This window comes from Acinetobacter sp. ANC 3813, assembly GCF_002135435.1.
Taxonomy (GTDB): domain Bacteria; phylum Pseudomonadota; class Gammaproteobacteria; order Pseudomonadales; family Moraxellaceae; genus Acinetobacter.
This window is the reverse complement of sequence record NZ_NEGK01000005.1, coordinates 40,344-64,103: the sequence shown is the minus strand read 5'-3', so window position 1 is coordinate 64,103 and position 23,760 is coordinate 40,344. Positions and strand designations below refer to the sequence as shown.

The 23,760-nt window shown below is 45.7% G+C and carries 25 protein-coding genes; 22 read left to right on the top strand and 3 right to left on the bottom strand.

Annotated features, from left to right (window positions below; genetic code table 11):
• Nucleotides 1-7 precede the first annotated feature (7 nt).
• The 13 genes from B9T34_RS09060 to der all read left to right on the top strand — a co-directional run bounded on the left by B9T34_RS09060 (nt 8) and on the right by der (nt 12,186).
• Complete coding sequence (locus B9T34_RS09060; RefSeq protein WP_086212840.1) at nt 8-418, top strand: hypothetical protein; 411 nt, start codon at nt 8-10, stop codon at nt 416-418.
• A 235-nt stretch (nt 419-653) separates the two neighbouring features.
• Nucleotides 654-1,928, top strand: coding sequence for a glycosyltransferase family 4 protein (locus B9T34_RS09055; protein ID WP_086212839.1), 1,275 nt, complete (start codon nt 654-656; stop codon nt 1,926-1,928).
• Between the two features lie 37 nt (nt 1,929-1,965).
• On the top strand, nt 1,966-2,517 hold the full coding sequence (locus tag B9T34_RS09050) for a phosphatase PAP2 family protein (protein ID WP_086212838.1): 552 nt from the start codon (nt 1,966-1,968) through the stop codon (nt 2,515-2,517).
• 92 nt (nt 2,518-2,609) lie between these two features.
• Nucleotides 2,610-2,810 (top strand): Fe-S cluster assembly protein IscX, encoded by a 201-nt coding sequence (gene iscX / locus B9T34_RS09045; RefSeq protein WP_086212837.1) that lies wholly within the window; start codon nt 2,610-2,612, stop codon nt 2,808-2,810.
• 107 nt (nt 2,811-2,917) lie between these two features.
• Nucleotides 2,918-3,349, top strand: coding sequence for a nucleoside-diphosphate kinase (ndk, locus tag B9T34_RS09040; RefSeq protein ID WP_086179247.1), 432 nt, complete (start codon nt 2,918-2,920; stop codon nt 3,347-3,349).
• Between the two features lie 123 nt (nt 3,350-3,472).
• On the top strand, nt 3,473-4,708 hold the full coding sequence (gene rlmN / locus B9T34_RS09035) for a 23S rRNA (adenine(2503)-C(2))-methyltransferase RlmN (protein WP_086212836.1): 1,236 nt from the start codon (nt 3,473-3,475) through the stop codon (nt 4,706-4,708).
• 44 nt (nt 4,709-4,752) lie between these two features.
• Entirely contained in the window at nt 4,753-5,529 is a 777-nt protein-coding gene (gene pilW / locus B9T34_RS09030; RefSeq protein ID WP_171265173.1) for a type IV pilus biogenesis/stability protein PilW, read from the top strand.
• Nucleotides 5,520-6,308 (top strand): helix-turn-helix domain-containing protein, encoded by a 789-nt coding sequence (locus B9T34_RS09025; RefSeq protein ID WP_086212834.1) that lies wholly within the window; start codon nt 5,520-5,522, stop codon nt 6,306-6,308. Before pilW ends, B9T34_RS09025 begins: the two co-directional genes overlap by 10 nt.
• A gap of 22 nt (nt 6,309-6,330) precedes the next feature.
• On the top strand, nt 6,331-7,446 hold the full coding sequence (gene ispG / locus B9T34_RS09020) for a flavodoxin-dependent (E)-4-hydroxy-3-methylbut-2-enyl-diphosphate synthase (RefSeq protein ID WP_086212833.1): 1,116 nt from the start codon (nt 6,331-6,333) through the stop codon (nt 7,444-7,446).
• Entirely contained in the window at nt 7,443-8,738 is a 1,296-nt protein-coding gene (gene hisS / locus B9T34_RS09015; RefSeq protein WP_086212832.1) for a histidine--tRNA ligase, read from the top strand. The genes ispG and hisS overlap by 4 nt, the downstream gene beginning before the upstream one ends.
• A gap of 30 nt (nt 8,739-8,768) precedes the next feature.
• Nucleotides 8,769-9,467, top strand: a complete 699-nt coding sequence (locus tag B9T34_RS09010) for a YfgM family protein (protein WP_086212831.1) — start codon at nt 8,769-8,771, stop codon at nt 9,465-9,467.
• A complete protein-coding gene (bamB, locus tag B9T34_RS09005) occupies nt 9,464-10,609 on the top strand; it encodes an outer membrane protein assembly factor BamB (protein WP_086212830.1) in 1,146 nt (381 codons plus the stop codon). The genes B9T34_RS09010 and bamB overlap by 4 nt, the downstream gene beginning before the upstream one ends.
• Before the next feature lie 167 nt (nt 10,610-10,776).
• Nucleotides 10,777-12,186, top strand: coding sequence for a ribosome biogenesis GTPase Der (der, locus tag B9T34_RS09000; protein ID WP_086212829.1), 1,410 nt, complete (start codon nt 10,777-10,779; stop codon nt 12,184-12,186).
• Nucleotides 12,187-12,259: 73 nt separating this feature from the next.
• Here the strand turns inward: der and B9T34_RS08995 are convergent, their stop codons facing one another.
• Nucleotides 12,260-13,030 carry an SDR family oxidoreductase gene (locus B9T34_RS08995; RefSeq protein ID WP_086212828.1) on the bottom strand — a complete coding sequence of 257 codons (771 nt, stop codon included), beginning with the start codon at nt 13,028-13,030 and terminating at the stop codon, nt 12,260-12,262.
• Between the two features lie 115 nt (nt 13,031-13,145).
• Between B9T34_RS08995 and mazG the strand changes: the two genes are divergently transcribed.
• From mazG to yjgA, 9 genes are all read left to right on the top strand, one after another.
• Nucleotides 13,146-13,940: a nucleoside triphosphate pyrophosphohydrolase gene (gene mazG / locus B9T34_RS08990; RefSeq protein ID WP_086212827.1), complete on the top strand. Its 795-nt coding sequence runs from the start codon at nt 13,146-13,148 to the stop codon at nt 13,938-13,940.
• Nucleotides 13,941-13,962: 22 nt separating this feature from the next.
• Complete coding sequence (locus B9T34_RS08985; protein ID WP_416202708.1) at nt 13,963-14,352, top strand: ComEA family DNA-binding protein; 390 nt, start codon at nt 13,963-13,965, stop codon at nt 14,350-14,352.
• Nucleotides 14,353-14,499: 147 nt separating this feature from the next.
• Nucleotides 14,500-15,966, top strand: coding sequence for a polynucleotide adenylyltransferase PcnB (gene pcnB, locus B9T34_RS08980; RefSeq protein ID WP_086212825.1), 1,467 nt, complete (start codon nt 14,500-14,502; stop codon nt 15,964-15,966).
• A complete protein-coding gene (folK, locus tag B9T34_RS08975) occupies nt 15,963-16,451 on the top strand; it encodes a 2-amino-4-hydroxy-6-hydroxymethyldihydropteridine diphosphokinase (protein WP_086212824.1) in 489 nt (162 codons plus the stop codon). Before pcnB ends, folK begins: the two co-directional genes overlap by 4 nt.
• 42 nt (nt 16,452-16,493) lie before the next feature.
• Nucleotides 16,494-17,303, top strand: a complete 810-nt coding sequence (gene panB, locus B9T34_RS08970) for a 3-methyl-2-oxobutanoate hydroxymethyltransferase (protein ID WP_086212823.1) — start codon at nt 16,494-16,496, stop codon at nt 17,301-17,303.
• 3 nt (nt 17,304-17,306) lie between these two features.
• Nucleotides 17,307-18,155, top strand: a complete 849-nt coding sequence (gene panC / locus B9T34_RS08965; protein ID WP_086212822.1) for a pantoate--beta-alanine ligase — start codon at nt 17,307-17,309, stop codon at nt 18,153-18,155.
• A gap of 23 nt (nt 18,156-18,178) precedes the next feature.
• Complete coding sequence (gene rapZ / locus B9T34_RS08960) at nt 18,179-19,030, top strand: RNase adapter RapZ (RefSeq protein ID WP_086212821.1); 852 nt, start codon at nt 18,179-18,181, stop codon at nt 19,028-19,030.
• Entirely contained in the window at nt 19,027-19,296 is a 270-nt protein-coding gene (locus B9T34_RS08955) for an HPr family phosphocarrier protein (protein WP_086212820.1), read from the top strand. The genes rapZ and B9T34_RS08955 overlap by 4 nt, the downstream gene beginning before the upstream one ends.
• 2 nt (nt 19,297-19,298) lie before the next feature.
• Nucleotides 19,299-19,832, top strand: coding sequence for a ribosome biogenesis factor YjgA (gene yjgA / locus B9T34_RS08950; RefSeq protein WP_086212819.1), 534 nt, complete (start codon nt 19,299-19,301; stop codon nt 19,830-19,832).
• A 66-nt stretch (nt 19,833-19,898) separates the two neighbouring features.
• On the opposite strand, the gene B9T34_RS08945 is transcribed toward yjgA, so the two are convergent.
• Complete coding sequence (locus B9T34_RS08945) at nt 19,899-21,542, bottom strand: acyl-CoA synthetase (RefSeq protein WP_086212818.1); 1,644 nt, start codon at nt 21,540-21,542, stop codon at nt 19,899-19,901.
• Between the two features lie 329 nt (nt 21,543-21,871).
• Nucleotides 21,872-23,488, bottom strand: a complete 1,617-nt coding sequence (locus tag B9T34_RS08940) for a glutamate synthase-related protein (protein WP_086212817.1) — start codon at nt 23,486-23,488, stop codon at nt 21,872-21,874.
• Nucleotides 23,489-23,760 lie beyond the last annotated feature (272 nt).

The window sequence follows — 23,760 nt, the reverse complement described above, 5'->3', positions numbered from 1 at the left end:
GTACGTGATGAAAATGAATTATTTATTGGGAGTGGCTGGTGTACTGATTGCGGTCAGCGGCCATGCGCAGCAATGCCAAATTGACCGAATGACCACCAGCCAGCTCCAGTTGAATGCAACGTCGCAAACACGCTCAGCGCTGTCATTTAAAGTAAATTGTGATTTGAAATATGCAATTCAGTTTAGAACACGCAATGCGGAGGGTGTTTCGGGTAGAAGCTATTTGACCAATGGCCGTTTGGGCCGCCTGCAGACACAAATGAATATTTCTGGCGGTTCAGGATCCCGCTGGGGAGCGCCAATGAGCTCATTGGGTTCAGATCAGTACATCGTGACAGTGCAGCTGCTTGAGCGGCCGAATGCGCTGACGCCAGCAGGAGACTACACCGATGATCTGTATATCAGCCTGTTTTTTTAACCGCCTGTTTGTATCGCTGGCGGATTGGAGAATTTAACCGGAACCTCTTTCTGATCAAGCCCTCGTGATCAGTAGCCGCTTATTGGAAACTGCCAATGGCGGCTTTTTTTTTGCGGCATAGAACACGATAAGCTTTGTTGGAGGTGTGAACAGTATTTGAACTGTCATCTAATTATCATCAAAATGAAAGAAAGGCTTTCTATACTGCTGATAAAACTCAAATGATAGGTAAGATATGGAACAGGCGTCTGTATTTGGTCATTTAAAACAACAAAATTTTCCAGAAAACTTTAAGTTTTATATTAAGAATAAAAATGCACACAACATTCAAAATGAACATCGTGTCTTAAACGATTTGGTGCGTCCAAAATTAAAAATAGCGCTGGTGACGGAAACCTGGCCGCCAGAAATTAATGGTGTGGCGCTGTCTTTGCTGCAGTTATGCAAAGGGCTGCAGCAGCAGGGGCATAAAATTTTGCTGATCCGCCCGCAGCAAAAGTCACGCTGCAGCCAATTTTCTCCAAATAAAGAATGCTTGGTGATGGCGCAGGCGATACCTCGCTATCCTTCTTTAAAGTTTGGCTGGCCGCAATTTATGAAAGTCACAAATGCGATCGATGAGTTCGCGCCGGATGTGGTGCATATTGTGACGGAAGGGCCGCTGGGTCTAGCCGCATTGCAGGCTGCGAAAGTGAAAAATATCCCTGTTTCCAGCGGCTTTCATTCTGCTTTTCAAGATTTCAGCCGTTTTTTTGATTTAGCTTTTTTAATTAAACCTGTGCAGCATTATTTACGCTGGTTTCACAATAATACACAACTCACCTGTGTTCCGAGTCGGGATACGGCACAATCTTTGCAGGATTTAGGGGTGCATTGCCCGATGGCTGTGGTTGGGCGCGGTGTGGATGTAGAGTGTTTTCATCCGCAGCATGCATCTCAGGGATTGCGCCAGCAGTGGGGGGCAGATGAGCAAACGAGAGTGTTGTTATATGTGGGCCGCCTGTCTCCTGAAAAAGAACTCAATCTCATTGTAAGCGCTTATGCGGCCATGCATAAAAGCAGTGAGAAAAAAACGCTATTGGTGATTGTGGGTGATGGACCAGAACGTGAAAAATTACAGCGTTTGGGGAACTCATCCAATGTGATTTTTATGGGCAGCCTAAGCGGTATCTCGCTTTCAGAGGCTTATGCCAGCGCAGATGCTTTTGTATTTGCCAGCCAAGTTGAAACATTTGGCAATGTGGTGCTGGAAGCAATGGCCAGCGGTCTGCCTGTAGTGGCTTATGATTATGCCTGCGCCGAACAGCATGTGCGCCATTTGCGTTCTGGCTGGCTGTCTAAGCTGGGTGATGCGCCTGCATTTATCCGCTTTATGCAGCAGCTGCCAGAAAGGCAGGTGCTGAAGCAGATGGGGCACAATGCAAGAGAAGATATTCAGGATGTTGGCTGGCAATATCCCGTTCAGCAATTCGAACAGGCGCTGTACTACGCAGCACAGGCAGTGACTTAATGGCCTGAGCCAAGCGGCAGCACTCGAGGAGAGAACAATGAAATTTAAAAATGCAAAAATAAGAATGCTTGATCTCGATTTAAAAGGCTGTATTTATCTCAACACCTTCTCCCGTTCAGAGCGGGTGACTCACTTCTTTAAAATCATCAGCCGTTTAGGCGATGGCATGTTTTGGTATGTCATGCTCGGAGCAGTGTGGGTTTTGCAAGGGCTGATGTTTGGACTGCAAATGCTGTATATGCTGCTCGGCGGTTCAGTGGGCACCAGTATTTATAAGGTATTGAAAAAGAAAACCGTGCGCCCGCGGCCTTATCAAGTGCATCAGGTCATCCGCCTAGGCGAGCGTCCGCTGGATCATTTCAGTTTTCCATCCGGGCATACTTTGCATGCGGTCATGGCAACAACTGTACTGGGCTATGTGCAGCCGATTCTACTGGTTTTGATGCTGCCGTTCACCGTGCTGGTGGCGTTGTCCCGTATGGTGCTGGGGCTGCATTATCCAAGCGATGTTGCCGTTGGCGCATTAATTGGCGGTACGGTGGCCAGCGCGATTGTATTGTCTGCGCCATTATTAAACATTACGCTGTAAAAGTTTCGTTGTAAAAATTGAACTGTAAAAATCGCGCAGTTTTCGGAAATTTGCTAAAGTACGGCATTATTTAAACGATGTTGGGAAAACCTATGGGTTTACGCTGGACAGATACCATCGATATCGCTATTGAGCTTTATGAAGCGCATCCGGATGTGGATCCACAGTGGATCCGTTTTACGGATTTGCATGCCTGGGTGTGCGCGCTGCCAAATTTTTCAGACAATCCTGAAAAATCGACAGAAGGATTGCTGGAAGCGATTCAAATGGCTTGGATTGACGAAGCCAGCTGACACTGTGTCGAAAAAAGCATTTTTTTTACATCTTAAAAGCAGAAAATAGCGCATTATTCGGTATAATGCGCCAAATTTTTCTGTCAAATTGACTCAAGGAGCCTACCATGGCTATCGAACGTACTTTATCTATCGTAAAACCAGACGCAGTTGCTAAAAACCACATCGGCGACATCTTTGCTCGTTTTGAAAAAGCTGGTCTTAAAATTGTTGCAACTAAAATGAAACATTTGACTCAAGCTGAAGCTGAAGGCTTCTACGCTGAGCACAAAGAACGCGGTTTCTTTGGTGACCTAGTTGCATTCATGACTTCTGGTCCAGTTGTTGTTTCAGTTCTTGAAGGCGAAAACGCAGTTCTTGCTCACCGTGACATTCTTGGCGCGACTAACCCTAAAGAAGCAGCTCCAGGCACAATCCGCGCTGACTTCGCTGTAAGCATCGACGAAAACGCTGCTCACGGTTCTGACTCTGTAGCATCTGCTGACCGTGAAGTTAACTACTTCTTCGCTCAAACTGAGATTGCTCCGCGTACTCGTTAATTCGAAGTATTCAAACCAGATAAGTGTTATCATGCTTATCTGGTTTTTTTATTCCCTGAATAAAACTTTGCTCGTTTATTGAGCTTCTCCTTTCATCTTTAGACATGGTTTAGGTAATTACACATGAGTACTGAAGTAGTCTCTGTCTCTGCGGTTTCGGCTGAACAGCAGCAATCTCCATCCGCTCCTGCGCAGCAAACAGCTGTGGAGAAAGTGAATTTACTCGGCATGTCGCGTCCGCAAATGGAAAAATTCTTCGAAGACATGGGCGAGAAGAAGTTCCGCGCTGGACAGGTGATGAAATGGATTCACCAGTTCTTTGTCACAGATTTTGCTGAAATGACCAATATTTCAGGCAAATTGCGTGAAAAGCTGGAAAAAATTTGCGAAATTAAAGCGCCTGAAGTGGTGCATAAAAATTATTCTAAAGACGGCACCCGTAAATGGGTATTCCGTGTAGGTGAAGGCGAAGGTTCACTGGTTGAAACAGTGCTGATTCCTGCTGAACACCGCAGCGGTTTACGCCGTACTTTGTGTATTTCTTCACAAGTTGGCTGTGCATTAGACTGTTCATTCTGTTCGACAGGTAAACAAGGTTTCCAGCGCGATTTAAGCCAAGCGGAAATTATTGGCCAGCTGTGGATGGCAAACTACTCATACATGGAAGATGTGCCTGTTCTTGAGCGTGAGCGCTCGGTGACCAATGTGGTCATGATGGGTATGGGTGAGCCATTGCTCAACTATGATGCAGTATTGAACTCTATGCGCACCATGCTGGATGATTTCGCTTATGGCATGTCAAAACGCCGTGTAACCTTATCGACTTCGGGTGTAGTGCCTAAAATCGACCAAATGGTTAAAGATATTGATGTGGCTTTGGCCATTTCACTGCATGCGCCAAATGATGAGCTGCGTAATGAACTTGTTCCAATCAATAAAAAATATCCGCTTGAGCAGCTGATCGCTGCGTGTCAGCGTTATATCGCTAAAGACGGTAATGAAAGTTCACGTAAGCATGTGACCATTGAATATGTCATGCTGGATGGTGTGAATGATCATCCTGAACATGCGCAGCAAATGATTAAGCTGCTGAAAAATCTGCCGAGCAAAATCAATTTAATTCCATTTAATCCATTCCCGCATGCGCCATACGGCCGTTCAAGCCGTAACCGGATTATTTCTTTCCAAAAAACTTTGTCTGATGCTGGTTTTGTGTGTACGATTCGTCAGACACGCGGCGATGATATTGACGCTGCGTGCGGACAGCTTGTGGGGCAAGTTGCTGACCGTACCCGCCGTGCGGAACAGTGGAAGAAAAAAGTGGCGCAGCAAAATGAGATTCTGCGCTCGCAAGGATAAAAAGAGGCCGTCAATTGAGAACCTTCGCGTACAAATTTGCGTTCATAACATCTTTATGTTTGACAGCAGCTGCGTTGACAGCATGTCAAACGCCTCAAACTCTGGGGAAAAAAGACCCGGAAAAAGCCGCCAAAGTACGTACTCAATTGGCTGTTGAATATATTAAAGCAGGTGATTTGGATGCCGCTAAGCGTGCATTGGATCAGTCTTTAGAAAATAATCCGCGTGATGCGCAAGCCAATATGATGATGGGCGTCCTGCTTCAGCAGGAAGGCAGCCAGCTGAATATGGATAAAGCGGAAGGCTATTTCCGCCGCGCAATCTCGCTGGATCCGAAAAATGCGCAGGCGCGTAACAACTATGGTACGTATTTGTATCAAGTTGGACGCTATAATGAAGCGCTCGAGCATTTACTGATCGCTGGCGCTACGCTGGGCTATGATCAGCGCGCTCGTTCGTTTGAAAATGCAGGCCGAATTTACTTGAAACTGGGCGATGTTGCGAATGCTGAAAAAACATTCAAACAGGCTTTGCAAGCCAATCGCGGTTCATATGTTTCAATGTTAGAGTTGGCGGAAATCTTTTATTTGAATCAGCAAACTGCTGCCGCGACACAAATGTATGAACAGTTCGTTCGTGCAGTGGGTCAGCAGAACCAGAGTGCTCGAGCGCTTTGGATTGGTATCCGCACTGCACGTGCGAATAGCGACAAACTGGGAATGCAGGAACTGATCAATCAGCTTCGTGCTTTATATCCAGAGAGTCCTGAATACCAGCGTTATTTGCAATTACAGTACAGTACTGAGGCCGTATGGAAGTAAATCCTAATTCACCGCAATCAAATGCTTCGAGCACAGCTCCAAATGCATTAGGAAATGTACAGCGTCCAGGTGAGTACTTGCGTCAGATCCGTATTGCGCAAAAACTTGATTTGAATCAAGTGGTCGCAGAGCTGAACATTCCAGTGAAAACACTGACAGCGCTTGAGCAGGACGATTATAAATCATTGCCGGAAGCGACCTTTATTAAAGGGTATTACCGCACCTATGCCAAATATTTGAAAGTGGATGCCACCAGTATTATTCAGCGTTTTGATGATATCTATGCCAATGATACTGGCTTGATGCCCAATCATGCCTTGAATAATTCTCCGATTAAAATCATGGGCAAGCTCCCAGGCTCAAACCGCGACCGCAACCGTAAATGGCTCAAACGCGGTCTTTTAGCCATTGTGATTCTTGCAATATTGGCGGGTCTTGTATCTTTTATTCAAGGCATGTCAGGCAGTAAAGATGCTGAAAATGTCTCAGAGCCGGAAACGTCAGAAGTGCAGGTTCTTAATGTAGATGGCGCGGCGGCAGTTTCAGGTGATCAGCTGAGTTTGACTTTTAACCGTCCGACCTCAGTCCATATTGTCGATTCTACGGGCAAGGTATTGGCAACAGGCCGTCAAGCTTCTGTTTTAAATTTAAATGGCGAAGCGCCATTTCAAATCCGTTTAGATGATGCTGAAGCGGTGTCATTAAGCTTAAATAATGAAAGTATTTCATTGTCGCCATATACCGTAAACGGCAAAGCTGATTTCCGTTTATCGCGCTAATGGTTAGGGGGAGAGTGAAATCATGTTTGTAAATCCAATTCAACGCCGTCCAACCCGAAAAATCCGTGTAGGTTCGGTGTATGTGGGCGGAGATGCGCCAATCAGCATCCAAAGCATGACCAATACGGAAACTTGCGACGTCGATGCAACTGTAGCGCAAATTCAGCGCTGTGTTGATGTCGGTGCAGACATCATGCGTGTTTCTGTGCCGAGCATGGAAGCTGCAGAAGCGTTTGGCGAAATCCGTAAACGCTCGCAGGTGCCGTTGGTTGCCGATATTCATTTTGATTATAAAATTGCGCTGCGTGTTGCCGATTTAGGCGCAGACTGCCTGCGCATTAACCCAGGCAATATCGGTTCGGAAGCAAAAATCCGCGAAGTGGTTGCTGCCGCGCGCCATAATGATATTTCAATGCGTATTGGTGTGAATGCAGGTTCATTGGAAAAAGATATTCAAAAGAAATATGGCGAGCCGACAGGCCAAGCTTTGCTTGAATCTGCACTGCGCCATATTGATATTTTAGACCGTTTGGATTTCCACGAATTTAAAGTTTCAGTCAAAGCGTCTAATGTATTTTTAACCATGGATGCGTACCGTCTGCTGTCTAAGCAAATTGACAATCCATTGCATTTAGGTGTGACTGAAGCGGGTGTTTACCGTACAGGTTCAGTGAAATCGGCGATCGCGCTGGGCGGACTGCTGATGGAAGGTATTGGCGACACCATGCGTATTTCGCTGGCGGCTGAGCCTGAAGAAGAGATTAAAATCGGTTTTGATATCTTAAAATCATTGGGCCTGCGTTCGAATGGCATTAACTTTATTGCCTGTCCAAGCTGTTCGCGTCAAGAGTTTAACGTCATTAAAGTGATGCAGACGCTGGAAGAGCGTTTGGAAGACGTGCGTACGCCAATGGATGTCTCTGTGATTGGCTGTAAAGTGAATGGCCCCGGTGAAGCCAAAGAGGCAGATATCGGTGTGGTAGGTGCAAGTCCGCGTTCACTCGTGTATCGTAATGGCGAGAAAAGTCATTTAATTGACACAAATCAGTTGGTTGATGAAATCGAAACAATGGTTCGTCAACGTGTTAAGGCGCTTGAAGAAGCAAAATCTAAAGAAATTATACGCAGTAAATCATGAGTTCAATTGTCGCAATTAAAGGTTTTAACGATATCCTTCCAACGCAAACACCTGCGTGGAGACGTCTTGAGCAGCATTTAGCATCTTTAATGGATGCCTATGGCTATCAGCAAATCCGCCTGCCGATTGTTGAACAGACCAATCTGTTTAAGCGTTCTATTGGCGATGCAACGGATATCGTTGAAAAAGAAATGTATACCTTCTTAGATAAAGGCAACCCGCCTGAATCTTTGACTTTGCGTCCGGAAGGCACAGCTGGCTGTGTACGCGCAATGCTGGAACATAATTTACTGCGCGGCGCTGCGCCGCGTGTGTGGTATGTGGGTCCAATGTTCCGCTATGAAAAGCCGCAAAAAGGCCGTTACCGCCAATTCCACCAGTTTGGTGTAGAAACTTTTGGCGTTTCAACACCAGATCAAGATGCAGAACTGATTTTGATGACTGCGCGTTTATGGAAGCGCATGGGTGTTGCGGATAAAGTGCAGCTGGAGCTGAATACTTTAGGTGAATCAGATGAGCGCGCAGCTTACCGTGCAGCTTTGGTTGAGTTTTTAGAATCACACAAAGCAGATTTGGATGAAGATTCTCAGCGCCGTTTAACGACCAACCCTTTGCGTATTTTGGACTCGAAAGATGCCAAAACACAGCAAATTTTGGAAAATGCGCCGAAACTGCATGATTTCATGGGTGAAGATACCATGAATCATTTTGCACAACTGCAGCAGTATTTAAGCGATGCTGGCGTGAAATTTGTAATTAATCAAAAATTGGTTCGCGGTTTGGATTATTACAATAAAACAGTATTTGAATGGACCACAACATTGCTGGGCTCACAAGGCACAGTGTGTGCTGGCGGCCGTTATGACGGATTGGTGGGTCAGCTGAAAGGCAAGCCTGATCAAACTGTACCTGCTGTTGGATTTGCAATGGGCATGGAGCGTTTGCTTTTGCTTCTTGAGCAAGTCGAAGACAATACGCCAGTGCGTGACTGCGAAATATTCTTGGTGTCAGATCCGTCGGTACAAGGTAAAGCTTTGGTGCTGGCAGAACAGATCCGTGATCAGCTGGAAGCTGCAAACAGTGCAATCCGTTTAAAAGTCGGTTCGCAAGGCTCCATGAAATCGCAAATGAAAAAAGCCGATCAGTCTGGCGCTTACTATGCGGTGATTTTCGGTGAGCGGGAGCAGGAGGCGCAGCAAGTGCTGGTTAAAGAGCTGGCGACAGCAGAACAAGCTGAAGTTGCAGTAGATGGCTTTGTGCCATTTATCATTGAAAAACTTTCTTCAAAATAAGCCATAAAACATAAGGAAAAGGGTCGTCAAATGAACGCATTAAGTGATGATGAACAACTTGATAATTTAAAATCTTTCAGCAAAAAATATGGCTCTGCCATTGTGAGCGGGATTTTAATTGCGTTGATTGCCTTTTTCGGATGGGAATATTGGCAAAAGAAAAATTTAGCTGCTTCTCAAACTGAGACCGCTAAAGTACAGCAGCTGATGGACAGTGCAAAATCAGCGCAAGGTGATGCATTTGCCCAGCTGTCGACGTCTGCAGACAGCATCATGAAAGAATCTGCTGATTCACCGCAAGCAGTACAAGCGCAGTTGGTCATGGCGAAATTGGCCTATGATAAGGCTGATTACGCGAGTGCGGAAAAAGCGCTGCAGAAAGTTGAAAATGTTAAAATCAGTGATGAAGGCTTGATGCAGATTGTGAAGCTGCGTCTAGCTTATGCGCAGCTGGCGCAAAAAAAATATGATGTGGCGCTGAAAACATTAGAAGCTGTGAAAGATCCAGCATTTAAAGCGACTGCAGATGAAGCGCGAGGCGATATTTATGTTGCTAAAAATGATATTGAAAATGCAAAAAAAGTATATCAAAGTGCATGGGATGCATTAGTTGAACGTAAAGAAGAACGTCAAATTTTACAAATTAAACTCGAAAGTGTAGGCGTTTTAGTCGATGATCCTGAAATCGAACGCCCGATTTTAGAGACTCAAGTGGAAGAAACTGAATGAATAGAAAATACAAAATTGCGTGTGCACTGACGGTTTTAACGCTTGCGCTTTCAGGCTGTGCCAGTAAAGGCAAAGTTGAAGAGGCAAAACCAAATCCATTGCCAAAGCTCACGCAGGCAAAATCATTGGTTCCGGTATTTTCTCAAAGTGTGGCTTCTACAGATGAGGCAGATCCGCTTCGCTTGCGTTTAGATGCAGACAATGGCGTGATTTTTGCCATTAATCCCAAGGGTGAAGTTGAAGCTTATCAAGGTAAGCAGCGCCTTTGGCAAAAGAATATTTCAAAACTGGGCTTAAGCTCCGGTGTTGAAGCAAAAGACGGCTTAGTGGTTGTTGGCAATCAAAAAGGCCAGCTGTTCGCGCTCGATCAGGCGACTGGCGAAACCAAATGGACGGCACAGCTGTCTGGCGCTATTCTTGCGCCGTCATTAATACATGCAGGCCGTGTGATTACTGTATCGAATGACGGGACTGTTTTTGCGCACGAAGTTGAAACAGGCAAACAGGCATGGACGTATAACCTGCCAAATGTTCAGTTCAGCTTGCGTGGTCAGGCAGCACCCGTGGCTTTAGATGCGCGCAATGTCTTAATCGCATCTGCCAATGCTTATATTTATGCCATTGATGCAATCAGTGGCATTCCAAAAATGCAGCGCCGAGTAGCGGTGTCTGAAGGCCGCTCAGATATTCAGCGTTTGATTGATATCGATGGCGAGCCTGTTGTTGCTGGCCAGTTTGTGGTGACGACAAGCTATCAAGGTCAAGTGACTGTACTGGATTTGGCTTCACAGCAAGTGGTGTGGAGCGAAGATGCCAGCAGCATTCAGCGGCCTGAAGTAAAAGGCAATGGCGTTTTTGTTGCACAAACTGATGGAAAAATTACGGCTTATGAAATTACCACGGGCAATAAACTGTGGGAAAATGATCAGCTGCTGAACCGCCAGTTGAGCAATCCAGTCATGCTGGGCAATGATTTGGTGGTAGGTGATTTAGACGGCGTATTGCACTTGCTTGATCCAAGCACAGGCGAGATTATCGGCCGTTCTAAAACCAGCGGTGAAGTGCGTACACTGCGCGTGATTGATAATCAGCTTTACGTTGCAACACGTAAAGGTGCGATGAGTGTTTGGCAGAATCGTTAATTTTTGCAGCTTATGTTAATATAAGCGCACCGTATTTTTTAACGCGGGGGATTGAACAGTCAATGCCCCGTGTTTTTATTTAAGCCCTTGGCTTAATTCCTATTCTTCCATTGTTTCTGATTGTTCAGACCAGACCAAACTGGCTGATCTTGAATATAGGTTAATCTATGAAACCCGTAATTGCGCTCATTGGTCGTCCGAACGTCGGAAAATCAACGTTGTTTAACCAGATCACTAAGAGCCGTGATGCCCTTGTAGCAGACTTTGCAGGTCTGACGCGTGACCGTAAATACGGTGATGCAAAGTATCAAAATAAATCTTTCATTGTTGTCGATACCGGCGGTATTGGTGAAAATGAAGGCGGTATTGACTCGTACATGGCTGAACAGTCAAAAACTGCCATCAATGAAGCTGACATCATTATTTTTGTTGTTGATGCGCGTGCCGGCTTATTGGCTTCTGATGAACAAATTGCCCGTGAACTGCGGACGCTAGGTAAAAAAGTTTATCTTGTGGCAAACAAAGTGGATGGTGTACATGCTGAAGCTGCACTTGTAGAGTTTTACAAGTTGGGCATGGGCGAACCGATGCAAGTGGCTGCCAGCCATGGCCGCGGTGTACAGCAAATGCTGGAAGATGTACTTTCTGAAGTTCCTGATGATGAAGATTCTGAAGCGCGTGATGAAGACACAGGTTTACGTCTAGCGATTATCGGCCGTCCAAACGTGGGCAAGTCGACACTGGTCAACCGTTTATTGGGTGAAGAGCGTGTGGTTGCGTTTGATGAACCGGGTACAACGCGTGACTCAATTTATATTCCCTATGAGCGTGAAGGCCGCAAGTACACATTAATTGATACAGCTGGTGTGCGCCGTAAAGGTAAAGTTGATGAAATGATTGAGAAATTCTCAATTGTTAAAACTTTACAAGCGATTAAAGATGCCAACGTCATTGTTGTGGTTGTCGATGCGCGTGAGGGTATTGTAGAGCAAGATTTACATTTAATCGGTTATGCACTTGATGCTGGCCGTGCAATGGTGATTGCGGTGAATAAGTGGGACAATATGTCCGAATATGACCGTAAGCAATGTAAATTGGATGTGGAACGCCGTTTTGACTTTATTCCATGGGCAAAAGTGCATTTAATTTCTGCACTTCATGGTACGGGTGTAGGTGATCTTTATCCTTCAATTCATCGTGCTTATGATTCTTCGCGTTTGAAAGTATCGCCTGCTAAAATTACCCAAATTTTGCAGGATGCAACTGAAGCGCATCAGCCTGGTATGGTGCAAGGTCGCCGTATTAAAATGCGCTATGCGCATATTGGCGGTCAAAACCCGCCTACGATTGTTATTCATGGTAACAAGGTGGATAAAACACCTGCGGATTATCGCCGTTATTTAGAAAACGTATTCCGTCGCGTGTATAAGCTTGAAGGTACCCCAGTTCGTATTGAGTTTAAAACTTCGGAAAACCCATTTGAAGGCCGTAAGTCACAGATTGATGAGCGTACAGCAGCACGTAAGCGCCGTTATGTTCAGAAATTTAAAAAGGCTGAGAAAAAATTTAAACGTTAATTTTTTCTTCTTAAAAAACCCGCTTTATGGCGGGTTTTTTATGGCTAACGTTATCCGTATATACATCTAAAATTTACTTCTTCGCAATCCACAAATTACTTAATCTGTTGATAAATTGCGGGCTAATATTGGATAAGCCAAATAAAAATTTGGTTTTAAGACCAACTGGACGGTGTGTTGGTGTAAATGCATTCGCTTTCAGTGTCGCTAAACTGAAAATTTGCTGTGCAACATCTTCAGGAGTCAAATTTACGCCCATTTTACGGATGCTTTCAGCATCCATATCTTTGACCATGGCAGTTTGCACAAATAGCGGCATAACATCCAGCACACGTATGCCGTGCTTTTGCCATTCAATATCTAAACTTTCCGTTAAGCCGCGTACCGCAAATTTACTCGCGGAATACGTGGCTAAGTCTGCCTGACCGTAGATTGCAGAAGCTGAAGACAAATTTATTACGCGGGCAAAAGAGGCTTGTTTTAAATAGGGCAATGCAGCATGGCAACCATTAATCACGCCTTTAACATTAATATCGATGGTGCGGTGATGTGCGGCAATGTCGGTATGTTCAAAAGCGCCTGAATATAAAATCCCAGCATTATTCACTAAGATGTTTAATCCCCCAGCCCAATGGAAAAACTCTTCTAAGGCTGTGTGCCAATGCTGAATATTGGCGACATCCAGCAAACCTGCTTTGGCATTCGGCCCAAGCTGCTGCGCCAGCTGCTCTGCCTGTGCGGTGTTAATGTCATAAATGCCAACTTTATAGCCTTGGCTGTAAAATAATTTGGCTGCCGCTGCGCCAATGCCTTGGCTTGCGCCGCTAATCAAGATACTCGGCATGTTATTCTTCTCCCTGCGTTTTTCTTCCTTGTTGTTATTCAGAGCATAGCAAATTCTGATGCCTAAAAAAGACGCAGGCCTTAAAAAAACTTAATTTAAATGATAGAGGTATATCATGGAACAGCTGTTGAACATCATGCGTGAATTACGTGAGAAATGCCCTTGGGATCAGCAGCAAACGCCAGAGTCTTTAACCCGTTATGCGATAGAAGAGGCCTATGAAGTGGAGGCTGCAGTGCGTGCTGGCAAGGCTGAAGATGTACGTGATGAATTGGGGGATTTATTGCTGCAGGTGGTGTTCCAGTCGCAAATGTACAGTGAGCAGGGGGCTTTTGGTTTTCAGGATGTGGTGCAGGCTATTTCAGATAAATTGGTGCGCCGTCACCCGCATGTGTTTGAATCAGAAAAATTCAGCCAGTTGAACGCTGAGGATGTTGCTGAGCTTTGGCAAGAGATTAAACGTCAAGAAAAAGCCGGTAAGCCGCAATCGCGCTTGGATCAAGTCAAGCATGGGCCGGCCTTGCAGCAGGCGGAAGGCGTTCAAAAAAATGCCGCTAAAATTGGCTTTGATTTTGTCACAGCCGAAGATGCCTATGGCAAATTAGAAGAAGAGCTTGCTGAATTTAAACAGGCGCTTAAAGATCAAAATTCCGACGAAATTATGGAAGAGTTTGGTGATTGCTTATTTTCACTGGTGAATATTGGCCGTAAACTCAGCATCTCGAGTGAAATGGCATTATTGGGTACTGTCCACAAATTCCGCACTCGTTTTGCCTACATTGAAACGCAGGCGCAAACCCACAATAAAAATATAGAAGATCTGACATTGGCTGAGATGGATCAGCTTTGGGATCAGGCAAAACAATATTTTAAACAGCAGGCTTTATATGAAAAACAGCAGCATGAATAAATTTCAGCTTTTAACTTTGCTGATGCCTTTACTCGGCATCAGCATTACCCTCAGCAATGCAGCATCACCTTCCAGCAGCAATTATGAGCAATGGAAGTCTGAGCAACAGATGCAGGATCAAGCACTCAAAAAAACCAATACGCCTGCAAAATCTGGCACAGCATCTCAAAATCATTATTTGAGCAAACCTGCACTCAGCGGAAATTCAATAACCAATAGTCAAAAAATTAGATTAAATTCTGCCAGCGCTGAACAGTTTCAGCAGCTGAACGGGATTGGTCTAAAGAAAGCCGAAGCGATTGTGGCTTACCGCACAAAAAATGGGAAATTTAAAAGCATTGAAGAAATTCAGGAGGTTAAAGGAATTGGTCCTGCTATTTTTGCTAAAAATAAAGAGCGTTTAGGCTTATAGAGCAGGTGGAAAATAGTGAAAAAAATATAAAAGGCTGACAGTAAGGGTAATTTACAGCAGGAGAATCAAATTGCCCTTTGATTGTGTTAGAGATATGATTAGCGTCATCTTAAGAATTTTACGTTCAGACGTAGGAGACAGCGTCTTTTGCAAACTTTGCGCGCGTCAAAATGCGGTTTATCAGCCGCACAATTACCTTCTTCCATATTAGATGTGATTGATGCCTTAACCAAGGCAGGCTATGAAGCTTATATCGTCGGCGGCGGTGTACGTGACTTGATGTTGGGTCTAAATCCGAAGGACTACGATGCTGTCACCAATGCAACCCCATCTCAGGTGAAGGAAGTTTTCGGGCGTCGCTGCCGGATTATCGGCCGCCGTTTTGAGCTGGCTCATGTCTACTCAGGCCGTGAACTCATTGAAGTGGCGACATTCCGCGCGCCGCCGAAAAAGGCTGTAACTTCTTCTGCAGGCATGATTCTGCGCGACAATAACTGGGGAACCATTGAGCAGGATTTTGCCCGCCGTGATTTTTCAATTAATGCGCTGTATTACCAGCCGCGTAAAAATGAAGTCTTGGATTTCTGCGATGCAGTAGATGATATTCAGCATAAAACACTGCGTCTGCTGGGCGACCCGATGCTGCGTTTTGAAGAAGATCCGGTACGTATGCTGCGGACACTGCGGTTTGCTGCCAAGCTGAATTTCAGCATTGATGAAAAAATTCTGGATATTTTTACGCCTGAAATTACTCAATTACTGCGTGATGTGTCCCCGCACCGTCTGTACGACGAGTCGCAAAAACTCTTTACGATGGGGCATTTGAACCGTGTCATGCCGATGCTGATTGAATTCGGCATTTGGCGCCAGCTGTTTGCAGATATTCCGCCTGACATTACGCCGTTTATTGAACGTGCAGCAAAAAATACCGATCAGCGGATTTCAATTGGCAAAACCATCAACCCAGCATTCTTTTATGCCGTTTTGTTATGGAAGCCTTTCTTAGAGCGCTGTGATTTTTATGCCAGCAAAGGTGTTGTGCCAGCAGAGGCGCGCGCGCAAGCAGGTTTGGATGTGCTGAAGCGCCAAGCGACACGAACCATTATTCCGCGTTTTGCTGAAACCTTCATTCGTGAAGTTTGGGAAATGCAGACTCGCCTGCTGAATCCGAAACCGCAGCAAATTGAAGCATTATCTAGCCATGCGCGTTTCCGTGCAGGTTTTGACTTTTTGCTGCTGCGTGAAAAATCAGGTGATCAAAATACGCAAGGTATGGGCATTTGGTGGGAAAACTATCAAACCCTGACTGCAGATGAGCGTGAGCGCGCAATTGCTGACTATAACCGCCAGCGTGCGAAAAGCCGACGCAAGGCAGCGCAAGCGCCTGCGGAAGACAGCAAAGCCCACGCTGCCGTTCAGCAAGCTGAAATTGAGCCATTGGTGAATGAGCCTGAGCCGCGCAGCCGCCGCTCCCGCAAAGCTAGATCTGCAGAAGATCGCCGTCCAGCAGCATCTGCGGCAGCAGAAGGCGGAATTGGCGCAGACCATCCAATTTTAAAACGTAAACGCGTGCAGCGTGATTTAAGCCAAGTAGTGTTTGGACCAACGCGATGAGCACGGTGTCTTATATCGGCTTGGGCAGTAACTTAGGCGATTCATTGCAAATTTTGACTGAGGCAGTGCATAAACTGGCTGCTTTAGGTGCAGTGAAAATCTCTAAACTGTATCAAAGTCCGCCCATGGGACCGCAAGATCAGCCGAATTATTTGAATGCTGTGGTGCAGTTGAAGACTGAGTTGGCGCCCATGGCTTTGCTGGATGAACTGCAGCGCTTTGAGCAAGAGTCTGGACGGGTGCGCCTTCGCCGCTGGGGGGAGCGTACATTGGATTTAGATTTGTTGATTTATGGACAAGAGCAGATTCAGAATGAACGCCTAACCGTACCGCATATTGGGGTGCTGGAGCGTGATTTTGTGCTGATTCCTTTATTGGATTTAGACCCTGAATTGGTGCTGAAAGGACAATTATTAAAAGATTTGCCTATTCTGAAACATCCGGCATTAGATGTGCTGGATGCTGGAAATTGGGCAAAGATTTAAGCTTTACGTGGCTATTGCATGAGCCATAAGAGGAACATCTAGATGATTAGTCTAAGTGACTTAAAAAAATTTAAAGCGCAAGGCCGTAAATTTTCCTGCCTGACCTGCTACGACGCCAGCATGGCTAAGGCCATGGAAACCGCTGAGATCGATACGATTTTAATTGGCGACTCTTTGGGCATGAGCATTCAAGGGCGCGATTCTACTTTACCTGTAACGGTAGAGGATATGGCTTACCATACTGCTGCGGTGCGCCGCGGCAACAGCCATGCATTCATTTTGACGGATCTGCCGTTTATGAGTTACGCCACGCTGAATGATGCGCTGCAAAACTCGAAAACTGTGATGCAGGCTGGCGCGCAAATGGTCAAGCTGGAAGGCGGCGCTTGGTTAAGTGAGACGGTAACAACGCTGACACGCAATGGTATTCCTGTTTGTGTGCATCTGGGGTTAACGCCGCAATCTGTACATGTATTTGGCGGCTATAAAGTTCAAGCGCGCACCCGTGCAGCGGCCGATCAGCTGATCGCGGACTGTAAGGCGGTGGTGGATGCAGGCGCAGCAGTTCTATTATTGGAATGCGTGCCTGCTCAAGTCGGCAAAGAAATCAGTGAATTGTTCCCAAATACACCGGTGATTGGTATTGGCGCTGGCGCAGATACTGACGGACAGGTGCTGGTGGTGCAAGACATGCTGGGACTGACCTTTGGCCATGTTGCGAAGTTTGTGCGCAATTTTATGGTTGAACAGTCAGGTGCAACGGCTATTTTAGATGCATTTAAAGCCTACCATGCAGCGGTCAATGAAGGTTCATTCCCAGCTGTTGAACACACTTTCCAAATTGAGCTCTAAGACATGAAAACAGAAACGACGATTCAGGGTTTAGCTGCTTCTTTAAACCCGGCACGGGCGGCGCGCAAAATTATAGGCTTTGTGCCGACAATGGGCAATTTGCATGAAGGTCATTTAAACCTTGTGCGTGAAGCGCGCAAGCTATGCGATATTGTTGTGGTCAGCATTTTTGTCAACCCGATTCAATTTGGACCAAACGAAGATTTTGACAACTATCCGCGTACTTTGGAGCATGATCAGCGCCTATTGGCGGAAGTGGGCTGTGACGTTGTTTTTGCGCCGACCGTTGAACAAATGTATGGTAAAAAGCCGCGCCTGACCAATATTACTGTGAGCGGTATTACTGATGACCTGTGTGGTCTGCAGCGCCTAGGGCATTTTGACGGTGTGGCGGTTGTTGTGACTAAGCTGTTCAATATTGTGCAGCCGAATTTTGCTTTCTTTGGCGAAAAAGACTATCAGCAGCTGGCGGTGATCCGTCAGTTTGTGCGCGATTTGAATCTGCCGCTGGAAGTGATTGGCGTGCCCATTACCCGTGCTGAAGACGGTTTGGCCTTAAGTTCGCGTAATGGCTATTTAAGTGCGGAAAACCGCGCCATTGCGCCAACCATTTTCAAAACGCTGAAAGAAGCAGAACAAGCGCTGAAATCTGGCAAAGCACTGAATGAAGTGTTAGCAGATATAAAAACAGCATTGACAGCTGCGGGCTTTGTTGTGGACTATGTAGAGGCACGGACAACAGAACTTCAAAAAATTGAACAATTTAATGAAAATGTAGTTCTGTTTGTGGCAGCAAAAATTGGCGCTACTCGTCTGATTGATAACCTGCAGGTAAAATACTCTGCGTCATAATGCAATAAAAAGGCAGTTATGCAATGAAACGCATCTTAATTGTTACAGGCCAATCGGGTTCTGGTAAAAGCTCTGCATTGCAGGTGCTCGAAGATCTTGGCTATTACTGTATTGATAATTTGCCGTTGGCGCTGCTGCCGGAAATTGTAGAAAAGCTGGACAGAGAAAATAATCTTGAGTTATTGGCGCTGGGTGTGGATGTACGCAGCACACGCGCTGACCTGCAGGAGTTTGATCAGGTTTTTCATGCGCTGCAGCGCCATGGTTCTGTTGATATCATTTATTTGACGACACAGGATCAGGAACTGATTGCAAGATTTAGCGCCTCGCGCCGCCCGCATCCTTTGTCCAGCCGCTTTAAAAGTCTGAATGAATGCATTCAGGAAGAAAAATCATTATTGCTGCCGATTCAAATGCGTTCTACGGTGCATATTGATACCACGGATAAAAGCGTACATGATTTAAAGCATGTTTTGCTGACCAAGCTGGGCCAAGCGGATAATCTGATTTTAATTTTGCAGTCTTTTGGCTTCAAACATGGCATCCCTTTAGACGCCGATTATGTTTTTGATGTACGGCATTTGCCTAATCCGCATTGGGATTTAGAGCTGAGACGATTTTCGGGCTTGGATGAGCCAGTGCAGAAATTTTTAGAACAAAGTCCAGAAACTGAAGAAATGTTTACGGATATTTATCACTTTTTAGACAAATGGCTGCCTGCATTTTCAGCCGGTCACCGTCACTATATGACGGTCTCAATCGGTTGTACCGGCGGGCAGCATCGTTCTGTTTATATTGTGGATAGACTAAAAAAAGCCCTTGAGGCAAAATGGTCTATTCAGGTCTTACATAGAGAAATGAAGCACTGGTCATGATAGACACAACTGTTGACGTAATTAATAAACTAGGTTTACATGCGCGTGCGTCTGGCAAACTGATTGAAGTCACCACAAAATTCCGCTCATCGATTCAGATTGGCAAAGGTGATAAATTAGTGGATGCAAAAAATATTATGTCCTTGCTGATGCTTGGTGCAGGCAAAGGCACAACTTTAAGAATAGTGATTGAGGGTGCAGATGAAGAAAAAGCTTTATCTGAAGTTCAAGCACTGTTCGCAGCGAAATTTTACGAGGCAGATTAATCGTGGCAAGTCGATCGAAGAGTTTAACTGATGAAGATTTTGATTCTTTAGACGGACGTGCAAGTAAAACCGAACAGAAAAAAGCTGTTCAGCGTATGGCTGCTTTAGGTTCACAGCTGGCTGAGCTCAGTGCGAAGCAAATTAAGAATTTGCCTGTAGAAGAGCGTTTAATTGAAGCGCTGCTTGATGTACAGCAAATTAGCTCACATGAAGCGCGCCGCCGTCAATTTTTACGTATTGGTAAACTTTTACGCAATGAAAATGAAACGGTCATTTTGTCATATCTGACCCCGAAACAAGGCCTAAAAAAAACAGCTCAGCTACAGCGCTGGGTAGAGCGTATTGTTAAAGATGGTGATCCTGCAATTAATGAGTTTACCAAAACGTATAATGCGACTGAACGTCATACTTTACGTCAGCATTATCTCCGTGTGCACCGTGATCTTAAAAATCAAGCGCCCGCAGAAGAGGTGAGTGCATCTAAGTTGAAGATGTTTAACTACCTGCAGCAAGTGGCATTAATTTCTGATAATTGATGCAGGCTTTCTGTATAAAAAAAACGGCTCTTTGAGCCGTTTTTTATTGCCAAAGATTCAGCTAAATTAGCTGGACTCACGATTGGCGCGCTCTTTCGCCCAGTCACGCAGCACAAACTTTTGCAGCTTGCCGGTTGATGTTTTAGGAATTTCAGTAATCACCACATCTTTTGGCACTTTAAAGCGCGCTAAGTGCTGTTTGCAGAATTCAATAATTTCTTCAGGTGTTGCTTTTTTGCCGGCTTTTAACTCAATAAAGGCGCACGGCACTTCCTGCCAGCGCGGGTCGGGTTTAGCCACCACAGCTGCAGTGAGTACTGCAGGGTGCTGATACAGAATTTCTTCTACTTCTAGCGAAGAAATATTTTCCCCGCCAGAAATAATCACATCTTTAGAGCGGTCAGTAATTTTGGCATAACCGTCTGGCTGGCACACGGCCAAATCTCCAGTATGGAACCAGCCGCCGGCAAAGGCTTCCGCCGTGGCTTCTGGGTTCTTTAAATAGCCTTTCATCACGATGTTGCCGCGGAACATAATTTCGCCCATGGTCTGACCATCTTTAGGCACAGGCTGCATGGTTTCAGGGTCAAGTACTTTCATGCCGTCCTGTAGCGGATATGGCACACCTTGACGCGAGTGCAGCTGCGCCTGCTCTTGAATGGACAAGTCTGACCAGCCTGCTTGTGATGCGCATAGCGCAGATGGGCCATAAGTTTCTGTTAGACCATAAACATGCGTTACATTAATGCCAATGTTGCGCATGCCCTCAATAATGGCAGCAGGAGGCGCAGCGCCAGCAACCATCACCTCAACGCGGTGATCAATTTTAACTTGCTTATCTTCAGGTGTATTGATCAGCATTGACAGTACAATTGGCGCGCCGCAGAAGTAATCAACTTTGTGGGTGGCAATCAGCTGATAAATCAGTTCTGGATCAACTTTACGCAGGCAAACATTGGTGCCGCCATTGGCTGCCATAGTCCAGGCAAAGCACCAGCCGTTGCAATGGAACAGCGGCAAGGTCCAGAGGTAGGTTGCGCGAGGCGTCATGCCGCAGGCAATGATGTTGCTGGCCGCATTGATATAGGCGCCGCGGTGGTGGTAGACCACGCCTTTAGGGTTGCCTGTTGTGCCTGATGTGTAGTTCAGGCTGATGGCATCCCATTCATCTTGCGGCAAATGCCATTCAAACTCTGGATCACCGTCTGCAATCCATGTTTCATATTCAATTTGGCCGATGGGCGCAGGTGAGCTGTCTTGATATTCGGCATCTGCGACATCAATCACCAGAATCTCCTGCTTCACCATGCTCAGCGCTTCTTGCGCAACCGCTGCAAACTCTGGATCGACCAGCAGCACTTTGGTTTCTGCATGTTCCAGCATAAAGGCGATGGTTTTGGCATCGAGGCGGGTATTGAGCGTATTCAGCACAGCGCCAGCCATAGGCACAGCAAAATGCGCTTCAATCATGGCTGGAATATTGGGCAATAGAACAGAAACAGTATCATTTTTAGCAATGCCCAGCTTTTGCAACTGATGGGCAAATTGACAGCAGCGCTGATAGGTCTGGCGCCAGCTGATGCGGCGTGAACCGTGGATAATGGCATCCTGATGCGGGTAGATATAAGCTGCGCGTTCTAAATAGCGCAGCGGCGACAAGGCAACAAAATTGGCCGGTGTCCGCGGCAACTCATCATATGCACTAACCATCTCAGAAACTCCGTGTCTGATTTTTTTCATTTTCTACACAATATTTAGTCTCGCGCTAAGTTTCATTTATGCTTTAGTCGAGTATTTATTCTAAAATTGTAATTATTTGAAAAATAATAAATAAAAATAACTTGAAATCGCAAAATTGAACCCTCTGGTTCTGGAATTTGCTTTTCATTTATAAATAATTTAGAGCAAAAAATAGCTTTTGTAGAGTATCAAACCTATCTTTATTTTATCTTAGGTGTTTTTGCAGGAAACTGCGGCACGCAAAATATGAAAGAGCGCAAAACTAAAATTTTACGCTCTGTTTTTTCGTAATTGGAATTTTAAAAACCGCCGTAATGAATGCCGGTCAGCTCGCTCATGTCTTTTTTCCATGTGGTGAGGTCATCTTTGCAGAACTTGCTGAGTTGATCATGCCCGCATGCACGCGCCATGACTTGCATGAGTTCAACCGACGCATTAAAGAAGTTTGCCAATTGCTGCGCTGATTTATCAATTTCTAAACGGCGGCGGAAATGATCTTGCTGTGTGGCGATGCCGACAGAACACTCATTGGTTTGGCAGGCGCGCATTCCCAAACAGCCAATGGCCTGCATGGCAGAATTGGATACGGCAATGGCGTCTGCACCTAAAGCAAGTGCTTTGATGAAGTCTGCTGGAACACGTAAGCCGCCCGTAATGACTAAGCTGATGTCTGAACGTCCTAAACGGTCTAAATGGCGTCGCGCACGGGCCAGTGCTGGAATGGTGGGTACAGAAATATTGTCACGGAACAGTGTTGGGGCCGCGCCTGTACCGCCGCCGCGGCCATCTAAAATAATATAGTCCACGCCAATCGCGAGGGCTGCATCAATATCTTTTTCAATATGCTGCGCAGACAGTTTAAAGCCAATGGGGATGCCGCCAGTTTCTTCACGGATATAGTTGGCAAAGTCTTTATACTGCGACAGCTCTGTCCAATCGGGGAAGGTGGCAGGTGAGATCGCGGCTTCGCCTTCAGGCAGATGACGTACTTCCGCAATTTTGCCCACCACTTTGTGCCCAGGTAAATGTCCGCCTGTCCCTGTTTTAGCGGCTTGACCGCCTTTGAAGTGGAACGCTTGGCAGCGTTTGACTTTTTCAATATCGTAACCAAAACGCCCAGAAGCCAATTCATAAAAATAACGTGAATTTGAACCCTGTTCATCCTCCAGCATGCCGCCTTCACCTGAACAGATGCCTGTTCCTGACAGTTCAGCGCCTTGCGCTAACGCCACTTTGGCCTCTTGGGACAGTGCGCCAAAACTCATATCAGAGACAAAAAGTGGAATATCTAAAACTAAAGGCTTTTTGGCATTTGGACCAATTACGACTTTTGTTGCAACAGGCGCATCATCAAGCAGCGGCACTTTCCAGAGCTGTGCTGTAACCAGCTGCAGGTCTTCCCATTTTGGCAGTTTATCAAAAGGCACACCCATAGCAGCAGTCGGCCCATGATGCCCAAATTTTTTCAGGCCATTACGTGCCAGTTCTAAAATGAATTTATTGTGCGGTTCTTCAGGCGCAGGGGCTGAGTCTGCATATAAGCCTTGATATTGATCGCGCTTATACTGCTGCGGATTTTTGACTTCCCATGCTGCTATTTCTTCTTCATCTGCATACACATAGCCATCTTCAATCCATGCATTAAATTTTTGCAGGTTTTTATTGATATAGCGCGGGTTAATGCCTGTTTTATAAATGTAATGCGAGCCGTGCAGTCCGCAAACAATTTTATCCCCTTGAATCTGCGCATCCGACATTAAAGCGCCGCGGTGCTGGCATCGGCCATACATGACTACGACTTGTTCGGGATCGTCTTCGGCCAAGCGCACGATGACTAAATCAACATTGGCGGCCAGCGCATAAGCAGGTTTTAACGGTTCTAAAGATGACCAAGGAAGAAGAGGGATTTTTTTCATAATACCGGCCTACAGAAAATTTCAGTGGGTATGGAGTTTTTAAATAAAAAGGAAAACAAGCAATTTATCAAAGTACATGCATATTTTTGTTTCAATAGCATAATCTGCTTTAAATAGGTGCGCTGCTCAGATTTTTAAGAGTCTTGTAAAGGCTTTTGCAGCAGATGGGCTGCAAAAGAAGTAAAGAAAGGTTTATTAAAATGGGGCAGGCGTGTAAAATTCTAGGCGATTTTTATTTATCCACCGTTTTTATCTTTTGAGGTTCGCCTCGA